14 protein-coding genes are annotated in these 14,367 nt (G+C 60.1%); 8 read left to right on the top strand and 6 right to left on the bottom strand.

The window, feature by feature from the left end; genetic code table 11:
- The first annotated feature begins 3 nt into the window (after window positions 1-3).
- From xylB to ACJ8HB_RS09420, 4 genes are all read left to right on the top strand, one after another.
- On the top strand, window positions 4-1,521 hold the full coding sequence (gene xylB / locus ACJ8HB_RS09435; RefSeq protein WP_094859894.1) for a xylulokinase: 1,518 nt from the start codon (window positions 4-6) through the stop codon (window positions 1,519-1,521).
- The gene (locus ACJ8HB_RS09430; protein WP_094859895.1) at window positions 1,518-3,023 is read left to right on the top strand and encodes a sugar ABC transporter ATP-binding protein; all 1,506 of its coding nucleotides are present in this window, start codon (window positions 1,518-1,520) and stop codon (window positions 3,021-3,023) included. Before xylB ends, ACJ8HB_RS09430 begins: the two co-directional genes overlap by 4 nt.
- Before the next feature lie 76 nt (window positions 3,024-3,099).
- Entirely contained in the window at window positions 3,100-4,077 is a 978-nt protein-coding gene (locus ACJ8HB_RS09425) for an ABC transporter permease (RefSeq protein WP_369783701.1), read from the top strand.
- Window positions 4,078-4,110: 33 nt separating this feature from the next.
- Window positions 4,111-5,118: a substrate-binding domain-containing protein gene (locus ACJ8HB_RS09420; RefSeq protein WP_033634778.1), complete on the top strand. Its 1,008-nt coding sequence runs from the start codon at window positions 4,111-4,113 to the stop codon at window positions 5,116-5,118.
- 141 nt (window positions 5,119-5,259) lie between these two features.
- On the opposite strand, the gene ACJ8HB_RS09415 is transcribed toward ACJ8HB_RS09420, so the two are convergent.
- Window positions 5,260-5,823 carry a TetR/AcrR family transcriptional regulator gene (locus ACJ8HB_RS09415; RefSeq protein WP_047567132.1) on the bottom strand — a complete coding sequence of 188 codons (564 nt, stop codon included), beginning with the start codon at window positions 5,821-5,823 and terminating at the stop codon, window positions 5,260-5,262.
- 127 nt (window positions 5,824-5,950) lie between these two features.
- Here ACJ8HB_RS09415 and smfY point away from each other — a divergent pair, with 127 nt between their 5' ends.
- Window positions 5,951-7,423: a multidrug efflux MFS transporter SmfY gene (smfY, locus tag ACJ8HB_RS09410; RefSeq protein ID WP_033634780.1), complete on the top strand. Its 1,473-nt coding sequence runs from the start codon at window positions 5,951-5,953 to the stop codon at window positions 7,421-7,423.
- 200 nt (window positions 7,424-7,623) lie between these two features.
- Window positions 7,624-8,115, top strand: coding sequence for a Dps family protein (locus tag ACJ8HB_RS09405; RefSeq protein WP_004932132.1), 492 nt, complete (start codon window positions 7,624-7,626; stop codon window positions 8,113-8,115).
- Between the two features lie 45 nt (window positions 8,116-8,160).
- Here the strand turns inward: ACJ8HB_RS09405 and ACJ8HB_RS09400 are convergent, their stop codons facing one another.
- Window positions 8,161-8,337 carry a YciY family protein gene (locus tag ACJ8HB_RS09400; protein WP_025159792.1) on the bottom strand — a complete coding sequence of 59 codons (177 nt, stop codon included), beginning with the start codon at window positions 8,335-8,337 and terminating at the stop codon, window positions 8,161-8,163.
- Window positions 8,338-8,579: 242 nt separating this feature from the next.
- On the opposite strand from ACJ8HB_RS09400, the gene cls reads away from it, so the two are divergent.
- Window positions 8,580-10,040, top strand: coding sequence for a cardiolipin synthase (gene cls / locus ACJ8HB_RS09395; protein ID WP_033634781.1), 1,461 nt, complete (start codon window positions 8,580-8,582; stop codon window positions 10,038-10,040).
- A gap of 56 nt (window positions 10,041-10,096) precedes the next feature.
- The gene (locus tag ACJ8HB_RS09390; RefSeq protein WP_004932139.1) at window positions 10,097-10,420 is read left to right on the top strand and encodes an HI1450 family dsDNA-mimic protein; all 324 of its coding nucleotides are present in this window, start codon (window positions 10,097-10,099) and stop codon (window positions 10,418-10,420) included.
- Window positions 10,421-10,494: 74 nt separating this feature from the next.
- On the opposite strand, the gene oppF is transcribed toward ACJ8HB_RS09390, so the two are convergent.
- Genes oppF through oppB form a run of 4 tightly spaced genes read right to left on the bottom strand, consistent with a single transcriptional unit; the run spans window position 10,495 to window position 14,364 of the window.
- Window positions 10,495-11,496 carry a murein tripeptide/oligopeptide ABC transporter ATP binding protein OppF gene (gene oppF / locus ACJ8HB_RS09385; protein ID WP_025303071.1) on the bottom strand — a complete coding sequence of 334 codons (1,002 nt, stop codon included), beginning with the start codon at window positions 11,494-11,496 and terminating at the stop codon, window positions 10,495-10,497.
- Window positions 11,493-12,509 carry an ABC transporter ATP-binding protein gene (locus tag ACJ8HB_RS09380; RefSeq protein WP_033634782.1) on the bottom strand — a complete coding sequence of 339 codons (1,017 nt, stop codon included), beginning with the start codon at window positions 12,507-12,509 and terminating at the stop codon, window positions 11,493-11,495. The genes oppF and ACJ8HB_RS09380 overlap by 4 nt, the downstream gene beginning before the upstream one ends.
- A gap of 11 nt (window positions 12,510-12,520) precedes the next feature.
- Window positions 12,521-13,429 carry an oligopeptide ABC transporter permease OppC gene (gene oppC, locus ACJ8HB_RS09375; protein WP_038877253.1) on the bottom strand — a complete coding sequence of 303 codons (909 nt, stop codon included), beginning with the start codon at window positions 13,427-13,429 and terminating at the stop codon, window positions 12,521-12,523.
- Between the two features lie 14 nt (window positions 13,430-13,443).
- A complete protein-coding gene (oppB, locus tag ACJ8HB_RS09370; protein ID WP_033634784.1) occupies window positions 13,444-14,364 on the bottom strand; it encodes an oligopeptide ABC transporter permease OppB in 921 nt (306 codons plus the stop codon).
- Window positions 14,365-14,367 lie beyond the last annotated feature (3 nt).

Genomic DNA, 14,367 nt, shown 5'->3' with positions numbered 1-14,367 from the left:
CCTATGGCGCTCTATGCTGGCATAGACTGCGGTACGCAAGGCACGAAAGTCGTGATTGTCGACAGCACGCAGGGCGTGATCCTCGGTGAGGGCAACGCCCCTCACCGTCTCATCAGCCAAGCCAATGGCCGGCGCGAACAGGAGGCCGACTGGTGGATTGAGGCGCTAGTCATCGCTTTTCGCCAAGCCGTGACTCACGCCGGCGTTGATGCACAGGAGATTCACGCTCTGGGGGTCTCGGGCCAACAACATGGGTTTGTGCCGCTGGACGCAGACGGCAACGTGCTGCACAGCGTCAAGCTGTGGTGCGATACCGAAACCGCAGAGGAAAACGAACGGCTCCTGCAACAGCTCGGCGGAGCCAACGGCTCGCTGGAAACGCTTGGCCTGCGGATCGCCACCGGCTATACCGCGTCAAAAATCCTTTGGTTCAAGACGCACCATCCGGCGCTGTGGGCACAACTGCATACCGTGTTGTTGCCCCATGACTACTTGAACTTCTGGCTGACCGGGGAGCGCGTAGCGGAATATGGCGACGCTTCCGGCACCGGGTTGTTCGATGTGCGCACCCGTCGCTGGAGCAAAACCGCCGTCGATCTTATCGACGACAGCGGCCGCCTGTGGCAAGCCCTGCCGCCGCTCAAAAGCGCGGAGTGCTGCATCGGCATGGTGCGCCCCGCCGCGGCGGAAAAACTCGGCCTCGGCCCGGCAGTGCGGGTCTCGACCGGCGGCGGCGACAACATGATGGCGGCCATCGGTTCCGGCAACATCGAGGCCGGCACCCTCACCCTGAGCCTGGGCACCTCCGGCACGCTGTTCGCCTGGTCCGCCGCCCCCGTCACGGCGGAATCGGACATGATTGCCGGCTTCTGCTCCAGCACCAACGGGTGGCTGCCATTGATTTGCACCATGAATGTCACCTCGGCCACCACCGCGGTACAAACGCTGCTGGACCAAGATCTTGCCGGCTTTAACGCTTTGCTGGCGCAGGCTTCGCCCGGCGCAGGCGGTGTCGAGATGCTGCCGTTCTTCAATGGTGAACGCGTTCCGCCATTGCCCCACGCGCGCGCCAGCCTGCACAACCTTGATAGCGACAACTTTACCCGCGCCAATCTCTGCCTGGCGGTGGTCGAAAGCGCCACGTATGGGTTGCGCTATGGCATCGAGCTGTTTCGCCGTCAGGGCATCGAAGCGCGCGAAATCCGCCTCACCGGCGGCGGCGCCCGCAGCGCCGCCTGGCGACAAATCGTCGCGGACGTAATGGGATGCCCGGTGGTCTGTCTGAAAGCCAAAGAGACCGCGGCGCTAGGCGGCGCCATTCAGGCGATGTGGGCGACGATGTTGGCCGACGATCCGCGCCGGAACGCCGCCGCATTGCTGGCCGAACTGTGCCAACGCTTCGTTGCGCTGGATGAGGCCACGCGCACGCCGCCAAACGCCGGCAGGCAGGCGCAATACGAGACGCTTTATCAACGCTACCTGCAACGCTTGCAGCAGACCTACCCGGAGGTGCAACTGTGACGCGAGATCCCCATACGCCAACGCCCGCCTACCTGCTGGAGGTCAGCGGCGTCAGGAAAGCCTTCGGCCCGGTCGTGGCGCTCAAGAATGCGGAGTTTTGCCTGCGGCGCGGATCCATCCATGCCCTGTGCGGCGGCAACGGCGCGGGTAAATCCACCTTTCTCAGCATTCTGATGGGCTTTATTCAACCCGACGGCGGCGACATTTTTATCAATGGCCAACGCTGTGAATTTCATCATCCGCGGGAAGCCCTCAATGCCGGCATCGCCATCGTGCAGCAGGAGCTGAGCGCGATCCCGGATCTGACGGTGGCCGAAAACATTTGGCTGGGCCGCGAGCCGAGACGCCTGGGGTTCGTCGATTTCGCAACGCTCAATCAACGCACGACCAGCCTGCTCAAAGAACTCGATTTCAAGATCGACGCCCGAGAAAAAATGCGCAACCTGAGCGTCGCCGAACAGCAGCTGGTCGAGATCGCCAAGGCGCTGTCGCATGCCAATGCCGACATCATCATCATGGATGAACCCACCTCGGCGATTGGCGAAGAGGATGCGCAGAAAATCTTTCAGACGCTTCAGCAACTGGCGGCAAAAGGTAAAGGCATTATTTACGTCTCTCACCGTTTGTCAGAGATATTCCAAATCGCGGACAGCTACACCATTTTCCGCGACGGCGCCTATATCCATGAAGGCTATATCGCCGACATTACCCGTGAACAGCTGATCGAACACATTATTGGCGGCGAGTACGACAGCGAGTTCGCCAAATTCAATCAGCCCGGCGAACAGGTCTTGCTGGCGGTCAATAACCTGTGTTGGCGCAGCAAGATAAAAGATATCAGCCTGCAGCTGAAGCACGGTGAGATCCTGGGCATCTATGGGCTGGTGGGATCGGGCCGCAGTGAATTTCTCGATCTTATCTTCGGCATTCAGCATGCCGACAGCGGCACGATTCGCCTGGGCGACAAGACGCTGAACCGCCACTCTCCGCGCGAGGCCATCGACAGCGGTATTGCCTACGTGACGGAAGATCGCAAGGAAACCGGCCTGGTGCTGTGCCGTTCCGTCAGTGAAAACATCAATATCGCCTCTTTTGCCGCCATCAGCCGGATGGGGTTTGTCAGCGAGAAACGGGAGCAGGCGCGAACCCGCGACATGATCCAGCGCTTCAACGTTAAAACCCACGATGGCGAACAGCCGGTGGGCAACCTGAGCGGCGGCAACCAGCAAAAAGTCGTGCTGGGCCGTTGGGCGCTGCTGGATCCGGAGGTTTTGCTGCTCGACGAGCCGACGCGCGGTATCGACGTCGGGGCCAAGAAAGAGATCTATCGATTTATGTCGGAGTTCGCCTTGCAAAACAAAGGGATCATTATGGTTTCCTCCGAGCTTTCGGAAATTATCGGCATGAGCGATCGCATATTGGTGTTTCGTGACGGGCAGTTGGCCGGCGAGCTTTCGGCAGCCGATGCGACCCAGGCAGCACTGATGAAACTTGCGGTTTAACAGAGAGAGAAAAAAAATGAGCAGCGCCCACTCCTTATCACCAGGAATTTCATTTTTCACCCGCAATAAGCGCCGTATGCACAAATACGGCATTATCATCGCCTTTTTCGCCCTGTGCCTGATCGTGGCGCTGATTGGCGAATATCAGGTCGCTCAGGGGGCCTGGAGCAGCAATTATTTTCTCAGCAATGAAAACACCCTGATCGTCCTGCGCCAGGTCTCGATCAACGGCATTCTGGCGATCGGCATGACCTTCGTCATTATCACGGCAGGCGTCGATCTCTCCGTGGGCTCGGTGCTGGCGTTAAGCGGGATCGTCGCAGCCCGCTTCGCCACCAACAACAGCGGATTGGCTATCGGCGACACCGCGACCGCCGTCATGGCGCCGCTGATTGTGGCGCTGGGCATCGGCATCGTCTGCGGCCTGATGAACGGCACCGTGTTAGCCCGTTATCGGCTGCAGCCGTTTATCGTCACCATGGGCATGCTCTCCGCGGCGCGCGGTTTAACCATGCTGACCACCAACGGCAATCCGGTATCGCAATTGAACAGCGATTTCCGCTGGTTAGGCAATGGCTATGTCGGCGGCGTTCCGGTGCCCGTCATCATCTTCATCGTGCTGTTCGCCCTCGCCTGGCTCGTGCTGAATAAAACCCTTTTCGGGCGCTACATCTACGCCGTCGGCGGCAACCCGAAGAGCGCGCGCACCTCGGGGATCAACGTGACCCGCATCAAAATACTGGTGTATACGCTGTGCGGCGCGCTGGCCGGCATCGCCGGCCTGATCCTCACGGCTCGCACCGGTTCGGCGCAGACCAATGCCGGCGCAGGGTATGAGTTGGACGCCATCGCAGCGGTGGTGATCGGCGGCACCAGCATGGCCGGCGGCGTCGGTACGCTGGTCGGCACCTTCTTCGGCGTGCTGATTATCGGGGTGATGAATAACGGCCTCGATCTGCTCGGCGTGCAGTCGTATTACCAACAAATTATCAAAGGCGCATTGATCGTCCTTGCCGTATTGCTCGACCCCTCGCGTAAGCAACAGCGCGATTAATAACATCAGACCCAACTCTACCAGGAGAAAACCATGAATAAGACCAAGATAGCGTTGTTTGCCTCTGCCCTGATGCTGGGCAGCCTGTCGGCAGCCCAGGCCGCCCCGGTTAAAATCGCGGTATTGATGTACGGCAACAAAGCCGAGTTCGTGCAATTGATGGAAAGGTTCGGGAAGGAACACCCGGCGGTGAAAAGCGGCGAAGCCGTGCTGACCTTCTACGATGGGCGTTATGATGCATCGGTGCAAAACGATCAGGCCGCCACCGCTATCCAGACGCGCGCCGATGCCATTATCGTCAACCCTATGGACTTTGAGGCCAATATCGATATCGTCACCAATGCCAACGAGGCCAAAATCCCGGTGGTGGTCACCAATGCGCGCCTGAACACGGACGCGATGACGTCTGAAGTGGTGTCTAACGACGAGTTGGGGGGATATCTGGAAGCCAAAGCCGTACTGGACAAACTCGACTGCAAGAACCATAAGGTGAACGTGGTGATTATCGAAGGCCCGAAAGGCGGCAGCGGCGAGATCCAGCGCGGCAAGGGCAATGATAAAGCGATAGCCGAGTGCGGTGCCGGCCAGGTCACCGTGCTTGAACGCAAAACGGCCAACTGGTCACGCGCGGAAGCGCAGCCGCTGATGGAAAACTGGCTGCAGAAACATCGGGGCAAAATCAACGGCGTGATTGGCCAAAACGACGAGATGGCGCTGGGCGCTATCGAGGCGATTAAAGGCGCCGGCCTGAATGTGAAGGACTTCGCGATTGCCGGCGTTGACGGCGTTTCCGACGCGATTCATGCGGTGCAGGCCGGTGAAATGGTCTCTATCCTGCAAGATGCCAAAGGCCAGATGCAGGGGTCCATCGACGTCGCGCTGCGCGCCGTGAAAGGTGAAAGCTATCAGCCGCAGTCGGATATCTGGAAACAGTACGCCAAGGATCTGAAATGGGAAGGCGGCACGCAGAAGCATTATTACATTCCGTGGACCGTCGTCACCGCAGAGAACGCCCAATCGCTGTTGGACGCCCGTAAATAATCCCCCCGCCCCCTGCCTCCAGGGGGCACCGCTTGGGCGCTTGCCTGCAAACAAAAAAAAGCCAGCACGGAGTGGCTGGCTTAAAAGTTCTTCGAGGGAATATCTTGTTCGATAACCATACGCCCTTCACTGCGGGCTTTACTAGCTATCAGTGCGATAGGCATCCTCAGTTAAAATCAACGCCTGCATATCAGTGAACATCGTTTCCCATTCCGCCTGGTCGATATCCATCAAACCAAAATAACGCAGCATAAAGGCGCCTTCGGTGGCGAGAAACGCCAGGCGCGCGCGCTTGCCCTCTTCGGTGGTCAAATCGAGCCCGGCGATGCGGCTGCGATACCATTCGCGCGTGCTCGCCAGATGCTCCGGCGTTTGAATCAGCGTCGCCATCAGCCCGGCGGCCTTGGCGCTGGAGGTCTGATCCGAACTGTGGGTGGCCAGCATATGCGCCCGCACGGCGGTCTGCGGCGAAGGCTCGTCGCCGGCGATCGCCGTGAACAGCGTCTCGTAGGCACTGCCCCAGCGATCGAACATGGCATCGATAAGGGCGTCTTTGCTGCCAAAGCAATACTGCACCCCGCCCTTGGAGATCCCCATCGCTTTGGCGACGGCGTCGATGGTCAAGCCGGCGGCGCCCTGGGTGGCGACGATCTCTTCGGCGGTGTCCAAAACCTTGTCGCGATCGATGCTGCGTTGACGTCCCATTAAGAAACCCTTCTTTTCAATACGAACGTATGGATATATATTATCATCAGTATACCACCCGGCATCGCCGGTGGGTTACCCGAATGGCGGCGCCTCCGCGCCGCCCACTTTAACTGGATTATGACTTATGTACGCCAAGAACCGCTGGTTGATCCTGACGATGGTCGCCAGCGCCCTGTTCCTGATCGTCATCGATATGACGGTGTTATATACCGCCCTGCCGCGCTTAACCCAGGCGCTGGACGCCAGCGCCTCGCAAAAACTCTGGATCGTCAACGCCTACCCGCTGGTGGTGGCCGGCCTGTTGCCCGGCGCCGGCATGCTGAGCGATCGCATCGGCCATAAACGGCTGTTTCTCGCCGGACTGCCGGTGTTTGCCGTCGCGTCGCTGTGCGCCGCGTTCTCGCCCACCGCCGAGTGGCTGATCGCCGCCCGGGTGTTCCTCGCCGTTGGCGCGGCGATGATGATGCCCGCCACGCTGTCCATCGTGCGCCACGTCTTTACCGACGAACGCGAGCGCGCGCTGGCGATCGGCATCTGGGCCTCGGTGGCCTCCGGCGGCGCGGCCATCGGCCCGGTGGTCGGCGGCCTGCTGCTGGAGTATTTCTGGTGGGGTTCGGTGTTCCTGATCAATGTGCCGGTCGTGCTGCTGGTCTGGCCGCTGGCGTGGAAACTGATCCCGCGCTGCGGTGGCGATAACCCGCGCCCTTCGGACATCGTCGGCTCGGTGCAGATCATGATTGGCCTGGTCGGCGCTATCTATGCGCTGAAGGAGCTGAGCAAGCCGACGCCTGATGTGAGTGCCTTGCTTGTGGCAGCCCTGATCGGCGTGTTGTTCCTGGCCCTGTTCGTGCGTCGTCAGCAGCGCAGCGCCCACCCGATGATCGATTTCTCTCTGTTCCGCAACCGGCTGTTCGCCGGCGGCATCGGCGTGGCACTGCTTTCGATGGTGGCGCTGATCGGCATCGAACTGGTGCTCAGCCAGCGATTGCAGCTGGTGCTCGGCCTCAGCCCGCTGCAGGCGGCGCTGTTTATTTTGCCGATCCCGCTGGCCTCGGCGCTGGCGGGGCCCGTAGCCGGCCTGCTGTTGCCGCGCTACGGCGAACGCAGCATCATCCTCGGCGGTTTTGTCCTGACCACTCTCGGCATCGCCGGTCTTGCCGCGTTATACCAGAGCGGCATGGCATTGCAATTGGTCAGCCTGGCGCTGGTGGGTTTTGGCCTCGGTGGCGTGATCACCGCCGCTTCCACCGCCATCATGCTGAACGCGCCGGAGGAAAAATCCGGCATGGCGGCGTCGATCGAGGACGTCTCCTACGAGCTGGGCGGCGTGCTGGGCGTGACGCTGCTCGGCGGGTTGATGACGGCGGTTTACAGCCATAGCCTGGCGCTGCCGGCGGAGCTGCCGGTCAACCCGCTGGCATACGACAGCATCGACGAAGCCCTGCGCCTGGCGGCCGGGATGGCGGCCGATCGCGCGCAGCAGCTGACGCAGCTGGCGCGTCTGGCCTTTGATCGCGCGTTTATTACGGTACTGATCGCCGCCGCGCTGTTAATGGCGCTGGGCGCCGGGGCGGTAAAACTGGCGCTGCGCAAGTAACCGATAAAAGCGGCTTTTTTCGCCGGCGGAACCTGCGTAAACTAATTCGGCAATTTGCTCGACGGATTTGTCGTCATCGGTTTGAACGATGGCAATAATGCCTGTTATCGTATTTAACCCTGCGATAAATCCGGTTACTGTATCCCCTATGGAAATTGATTCTGTCTACTATCGGAACAGATAATCAGGAGAAGATTATTATGGCAACGGCAAAGAAAGCAGCGAAAACCCATATCGGCCTCGACAGTAAACAATCGGCAAAACTCGCCGAAGCGCTGAACGCGCTGTTGGCGAACTATCAGGTGCTGTATATGAACGTGCGCGGCTATCATTGGAACATTACCGGCCCGCAGTTCTTTGAACTGCACGCGAAGTTCGAAGAGACATATAACGATCTGCTGACCAAGGTGGACGAGCTGGCGGAACGTATTCTGACGCTGGGCTCGCAGCCGCGTCACGCTTTCAGCGACTATCTGAAAACCGCCGACATCAAGGAACACACCAACGTGACCGATGATAAGGGCACGCTGCGCGGCCTGTTGGAAGGGTATTCAATCTTGCTGCAACAGCAGCGTGAACTGCTGACGGTGGCGGCGGACGCCGGCGACGAAGGCACCGCGTCGCTGATGAGCGATTACATCAAAGAGCAGGAAAAACAGGTCTGGATGCTCAACGCCTATCTGGGCAAATAACCCTGGCGCCATAACAAAACAGTCCCTTACGGGACTGTTTTCGTTTTACCACTCGCAGGATACCGCAAACAGCAGCGCGCGCCGATGCTGATCGTCCAGGCGGCGCCGCACCCGGATGATATGGCGATTGCTGCACGACTGGCGCTCCAGCCAGCGATGCCGGCGGCGTTGGCTCTGCCGCAACATGCGCCAGCGGCCCACTTCATTTCTACTGCGTCTCATAATTCCGTCACTCGTTCGTCTAATGCCAACCGCGGGCATTATAGCCCTTTCCGCCCGTGATCCAAGCCGCCGTTATCGGCGGCACAGCGGACGCCGTGCGGGCAAAAGCTACCCTTTCATTTTCAGCAAGTGCCTTAACTTCATCATATTTATGTAACATAAGCGCCGATAAAAGGTTTCGCCTTGCCCGATCTGTGCGTACACTCATCATTGGTGGTTTGCGAACGGGATTTTTCGCCTTTATGACAACATTTTATACCGTAATCAGTTGGCTCATGGTGTTCGGCTACTGGCTGCTGATCGCCGGCGTGACGATGCGCATTTTGATGAAACGCCGTGCGGTTCCCTCTGCCATGGCTTGGCTGCTGGTTATCTACATTCTGCCGCTGTTCGGCATCGTGGCCTATTTATCGTTCGGCGAGCTGCATCTGGGCAAGCGCCGGGCCGAGCGCGCCAAGGCCATGTGGCCGTCGACCGCGCGCTGGCTGAAGGAGCTGAAAGAGAGCCGCCGCATCTTTGCCACCGAATACAGCGAAGTCGCCGAACCGCTGTTCCAGCTGTGCAACCGCCGCCAGGGCATCGACGGCGTCAAGGGCAACCAGCTGCAGCTGCTCACCACCACCGACGACACGCTGAAAGCGCTGATCCGCGACATCGAGCTGGCGCGCCACAACATCGAAATGGTGTTCTATATCTGGCAGCCCGGCGGCCTGGTCGATCAGGTGGCCGAATCGCTGATGGCCGCCGCGCGGCGCGGCGTACACTGCCGCCTGATGCTCGACTCCGCCGGCAGCCTGCAATTTTTCCGCAGCCCCTACCCGGCGATGATGCGCAATGCCGGCATCGAAGTGGTGGAAGCGCTGAAGGTCAACCTGCTGCGCGTGTTCCTGCGCCGCATGGATCTGCGTCAGCACCGCAAAGTGGTGCTGATCGACAACTACATCGCCTATACCGGCAGCATGAACATGGTCGACCCGCGCTACTTCAAGCAGGATGCGGGCGTCGGCCAGTGGATCGACCTGATGGCGCGCATGGAAGGCCCGGTGGCCACCACCATGGGCATCGTCTATGCCTGTGACTGGGAGATTGAAACCGGCAAGCGCATTCTGCCGCCGCCGCCGGACGTCAACATCATGCCGTTCGAACAGGAGAGCGGCCACACCATTCAGGTGATCGCCTCCGGCCCCGGCTTCCCCGAGGAGATGATCCACCAGGCGCTGCTGACCGCGGTCTATTCCGCCCGCGAGCAGCTGATCATGACCACGCCGTACTTCGTGCCGAGCGACGATCTGCTGCACGCCATCTGTACCGCCGCCCTGCGCGGCGTCGAGGTCAGCATCATCGTGCCGCGCGACAACGATTCGATGATGGTGCGCTGGGCCAGCCGCGCGTTCTTCTCCGAGCTGCTGGAGGCCGGCGTCAGGATCTATCAGTTCGAAGGCGGCCTGCTGCATACCAAGAGCGTGCTGGTGGACGGGCAACTCAGCCTGGTCGGCACCGTCAATCTGGATATGCGCAGCCTGTGGCTGAATTTCGAGATCACGCTGGTGATCGATGATGACGGCTTCGGCAGCGATTTGGCCTGCGTGCAGGAAGATTACATCGCCCGTTCCAAGCTGCTGAACGCCAAAGAGTGGCTGAAGCGGCCGTTCTGGCATCGCCTGGTCGAACGCCTGTTCTACTTTTTCAGCCCGCTGCTGTAAAAGCCGCGACGAGCGTGCTTTAATAGCGCCAAATCATTTGTTATCAGGATTTTTTTATGGATTTGAATAACCGCCTTACCGAAGACGAAACGCTGGAACAGGCCTACGACATCTTCCTCGAATTGGCCGGCGACAATCTGGATCCGGCGGATATTCTGCTGTTCAACCTGCAGTTTGAAGAGCGCGGCGGCGCCGAACTGTACGACCCCTCCGAAGACTGGAGCGAGCACGTGGATTACGATCTGAACCCGGACTTCTTCGCCGAGGTGGTGATCGGTCTGGCGGACAGCGACGGCGAGCCGATCAACGACGTGTTCGCCCGCGTGCTGATCTGCCGCGAGAAAGACCACAAGCTGTGCCACATTCTGTGGAAAGAGTGATTCGCCGATAGCATATCGGATAAAAAAAAGCCCCGCTCATTCAGCGGGGCTTTTTGTTGCCGGCTAGCGGCGCATTACAGCGGATCGACCTTCAGGCACGAAACTGCATGGCGGAAACTGCCCTCCAGCAGCGGACGCGTCTTGGCGCACTCCGGCCCAGCGATCGGGCAGCGGGTGCGGAACACACAGCCGGTCGGCGGGTTGATCGGCGAAGGCAGCTCCCCTTCCAGCAACTGGATCTGCTTTTCCTTCTCCTTGTCCGGATCCGGGATCGGCACCGCCGACATCAGCGCTTTGGTGTAAGGGTGCTGCGGATTGTGGTACACCTCGTCATAGGTGCCCAGCTCCACCGCATGGCCCAGATACATCACCAGCACGCGATCCGAAATGTGCTTCACCACCGCCAAGTCGTGGGCGATAAAGATCAGTGACAGCCCCATCTCGCGCTGCAGCTGCTGCAGCAGGTTCACCACCTGCGCCTGAATCGACACGTCCAGCGCGGAGACCGGTTCGTCGCAGATCACCAGCTTCGGCTCGAGGATCAGCGCGCGCGCGATGCCGATACGCTGGCACTGGCCGCCGGAAAACTCGTGCGGGTAGCGGTTGATCAGGTTAGGCAGCAGGCCGACCTTCAGCATCATCGCCTTGACCTTGTCCTTCACTTCCTGACGCGGCATTTTCGGGTAGTAGGTGCGCAGCGGCTCGGCGATGATCTCGCCGATGGTCATGCGCGGGTTGAGCGACGCCAGCGGATCCTGGAAGATCATCTGGATATCGCTGCGGGTTTTGCGCCAGTCGGCGTCGCTCATGCCCAGCAGATCTTTGCCCAACCAGGCGACGCGCCCGCTGGTGGCCTTCACCAGGCCGATGATGGCGCGCGCGAAGGTGGATTTGCCGCAGCCGGACTCGCCGACCACGCCCAGGGTTTCCCCCTCGAACAGCCGCAGCGTGACGCCATCGACCGCTTTCAGGGTTTTCGGCGGCTGCCAGAACCACTGTTTGTCGTCATGAATGTCGAAGTGCACTTTCAAATCGGCCACTTCGAGCAGCACTTTCTTGTCGGTTACCGCTGTCATACCAACGCCTCCACCGGTTTAAAGCAGGCGCGCAGGCGCCCTTCCCCAAATTGCTCCAACGGCGGAGCGCTCGCACACTGTTCCATGGCGTACGGGCAGCGCGGCTGGAACGGGCAGCCTTTCGGCAACCGCAGCAGGTTCGGCGGGTTGCCGGGAATGGTCAGCAGCGCTTCGCCTTCGGCGTCGAGGCGCGGCACCGCGTTCAACAGGCCGATGGAGTACGGATGGCTCGGCTGGTAGAACACCTCGCGCGCGCTGCCGTATTCCATGGTGCGGCCGGCGTACATCACCAGCACCTTGTTGCAGATGCCGGCCACCACGCCCAGGTCGTGGGTGATCATGATGATGGCGGTGTTGAATTCGCGCTTCAGTTCGTTGAGCAGCGTCATGATCTGCGCCTGGACGGTCACGTCCAGCGCGGTGGTCGGTTCGTCGGCGATCAGCAGCTTCGGCCGGCACAGCAGCGCCATGGCGATCATCACGCGCTGGCGCATGCCGCCGGAAAACTCGTGCGGATACATGCGCATGCGCTTGCGCGCTTCCGGCATTTTCACCGCGTCGAGCATGCGTACCGACTCTTCGAAGGCTTCGCTTTTGCTCATTTTCTTATGCAGCATCAGCACTTCCATCAGCTGTTCGCCAACGCGCATATAAGGGTTGAGCGAGGTCATCGGGTCCTGGAAGATCATCGAGATCTCTTCGGCCCGCAGCTTGTTGAGCTGATTTTCCGGCAGGTTGAGAATTTCACGGCCGTTGAATTTGGCCGAACCGCCGATGCGGCCATTGCTGGCCAGCAACCCCATCAGGGCGAACGCGGTCTGCGATTTGCCGGAACCGGATTCACCGACGATGCCCAGCGTTTCGCCGGCGCGCAGGTCGAAGTTCAGATCGTTCACCGCCGTCACGTCGCCGTCCGGGGTGGAGAACGTGACGCGCAGGTCTTTCACGTCCAGCAGCGGCGACGTTTTGACGCCGGCGCCGGTTTGCAGTTGAGGATGTTCAATGGTGCTCATGATTGCACTCCTTAACGATCTTTCGGGTCGAGGGCGTCACGCAGGCCATCGCCGATAAAGTTGAAACAGAACAGAGTGACAACCAGGAAACCCGCCGGGAACAGCAGCAACCACGGTGAAACTTCCATTGAGTTGGCGCCGTCGCTGAGCAATGCGCCCCAGCTGCTGAGCGGCTCCTGCGTGCCCAGCCCCAGGAAGCTGAGGAAGGATTCGAACAGGATCATGCTCGGCACCAGCAGCGAGGCATACACCACCACCACGCCGAGCACGTTCGGCACGATATGCCGCAGCACGATATTGCGCGTGGAGACGCCGCACACCAGCGCCGCTTCGATGAACTCCTTACGCTTGAGACCGAGGGTTTGGCCGCGCACGATACGCGCCATATCCAGCCACGACACCATGCCGATCGCCACGAAGATAAGCAGGATGTTCTGGCCGAAAAAGGTCACCAGCAGGATCACGAAGAACATGAACGGGAAGGAGTTGAGGATCTCCAGCAGGCGCATCATCACCGAGTCGACCTTGCCGCCCAGATAGCCGGACATCGCGCCGTACAGGGTGCCGACCACCACCGCCACCAGCGCCGCCGCCACGCCGACCATCAGCGAGATGCGCCCGCCGATCGCCACCCGCACCAGCAGATCGCGCCCGGAGGAGTCGGTGCCGAAATAGTGCCCCGATTCCACGCTTGGCGCGGCGGACATCATCGCCCAATCGGTATCGTCGTAGGCAAATTGCGACAGCATCGGCGCCAGCACCACAAACAGCGTGATCAACACCAGAATGAACAGGCTGCTGACCGCCGCACGGTTGTGCATAAAGCGCCGGCGCGCGTCTTGCCACAGGCTGCGTCCTTCCACTTCCAGCTTCTCGCTGAAGTGTTCCAGAGCTTCGCTGTTCTTTTTAGTCAACATCATTCGCGTGCTCCAGATTAATAACGGATTTTCGGATCGATGACCGCATACAGCACATCGACGATCGCGTTGAACAGAATGGTCAGTGCGCCCACCAGAATGGTCAGGCTCAATACCAGGGAGTAGTCGCGGTTCAGCGCGCCGTTAACGAACAGCTGGCCGATCCCCGGCAGACCGTAGATGGTTTCGATCACCATCGAACCGGTGATGATGCCGACGAACGCCGGGCCCATGTAGGACAGCACCGGCAGCAGCGCCGGCTTCAGCGCGTGGCGGAAAATGATGCGACGCATCGGCAAGCCTTTGGCGCGCGCGGTGCGGATGAAGTTGGAGTGCAGCACTTCAATCATCGAGCCGCGCGTGATACGGGCGATGCTGGCAATATAGGCCAGCGACAGCGCCACCATCGGCAGGATGATGAATTTAGGCGCGCCGCCGTTCCAGCCACCGCCCGGCAGCCATTTCAGCGTGATGGCGAAGATCAGCACCAGCAGCGGCGCCACCACGAAACTGGGTATCACCACCCCGGTCATGGCGAACCCCATCACCGTGTAGTCCCATTTGGTGTTCTGATTCAGCGCGGCGACAACGCCGGCGCTCACCCCCAGCACCACCGCCAGCAGAAACGCGGCCAGGCCGAGTTTGGCGGACACCGGGAAAGAGCCGGCGACCAGATCGTTGACCGAATAGTCCTTGTATTTAAAGGACGGGCCGAAGTCTCCCTGCGCAAGCTGCGCCAGATAATGACCGTACTGTTTCCAGATCGGGTCGTTCAAATGATATTTGGCCTCGATATTCGCCATAACTTCTGGCGGCAATGCGCGCTCACCGGTAAATGGACTGCCGGGCGCCAGGCGCATCATGAAGAATGAGATGGTGATAAGGATAAATAGTGTCGGGATCGCTTCCAGCAAGCGACGAAGTATAAATTTAAGCATTGC

It is taken from the genome of Serratia sp. CY27727, assembly GCF_052169275.1.
Classification (GTDB): domain Bacteria; phylum Pseudomonadota; class Gammaproteobacteria; order Enterobacterales; family Enterobacteriaceae; genus Serratia; species Serratia sarumanii.
The sequence above is the reverse complement of the archived record's forward strand: the minus strand, read 5'-3'. Positions and strand labels throughout refer to the sequence as shown.

Coding starts and splice junctions, on each gene's coding strand:
- ACJ8HB_RS09390 (WP_004932139.1), top strand. CDS start 10,097: ATGGATTTGAATAACCGCCTTACCGAAGACGAAACGCTGGAACAGGCC.
- ACJ8HB_RS09420 (WP_033634778.1), top strand. CDS start 4,111: ATGAATAAGACCAAGATAGCGTTGTTTGCCTCTGCCCTGATGCTGGGC.
- ACJ8HB_RS09405 (WP_004932132.1), top strand. CDS start 7,624: ATGGCAACGGCAAAGAAAGCAGCGAAAACCCATATCGGCCTCGACAGT.
- xylB (WP_094859894.1), top strand. CDS start 4: ATGGCGCTCTATGCTGGCATAGACTGCGGTACGCAAGGCACGAAAGTC.
- ACJ8HB_RS09415 (WP_047567132.1), bottom strand. CDS start 5,823: ATGGGACGTCAACGCAGCATCGATCGCGACAAGGTTTTGGACACCGCC.
- smfY (WP_033634780.1), top strand. CDS start 5,951: ATGTACGCCAAGAACCGCTGGTTGATCCTGACGATGGTCGCCAGCGCC.
- ACJ8HB_RS09380 (WP_033634782.1), bottom strand. CDS start 12,509: ATGAGCACCATTGAACATCCTCAACTGCAAACCGGCGCCGGCGTCAAA.
- ACJ8HB_RS09400 (WP_025159792.1), bottom strand. CDS start 8,337: ATGAGACGCAGTAGAAATGAAGTGGGCCGCTGGCGCATGTTGCGGCAG.
- ACJ8HB_RS09425 (WP_369783701.1), top strand. CDS start 3,100: ATGCACAAATACGGCATTATCATCGCCTTTTTCGCCCTGTGCCTGATC.
- oppF (WP_025303071.1), bottom strand. CDS start 11,496: ATGACAGCGGTAACCGACAAGAAAGTGCTGCTCGAAGTGGCCGATTTG.
- oppB (WP_033634784.1), bottom strand. CDS start 14,364: ATGCTTAAATTTATACTTCGTCGCTTGCTGGAAGCGATCCCGACACTA.
- oppC (WP_038877253.1), bottom strand. CDS start 13,429: ATGATGTTGACTAAAAAGAACAGCGAAGCTCTGGAACACTTCAGCGAG.
- cls (WP_033634781.1), top strand. CDS start 8,580: ATGACAACATTTTATACCGTAATCAGTTGGCTCATGGTGTTCGGCTAC.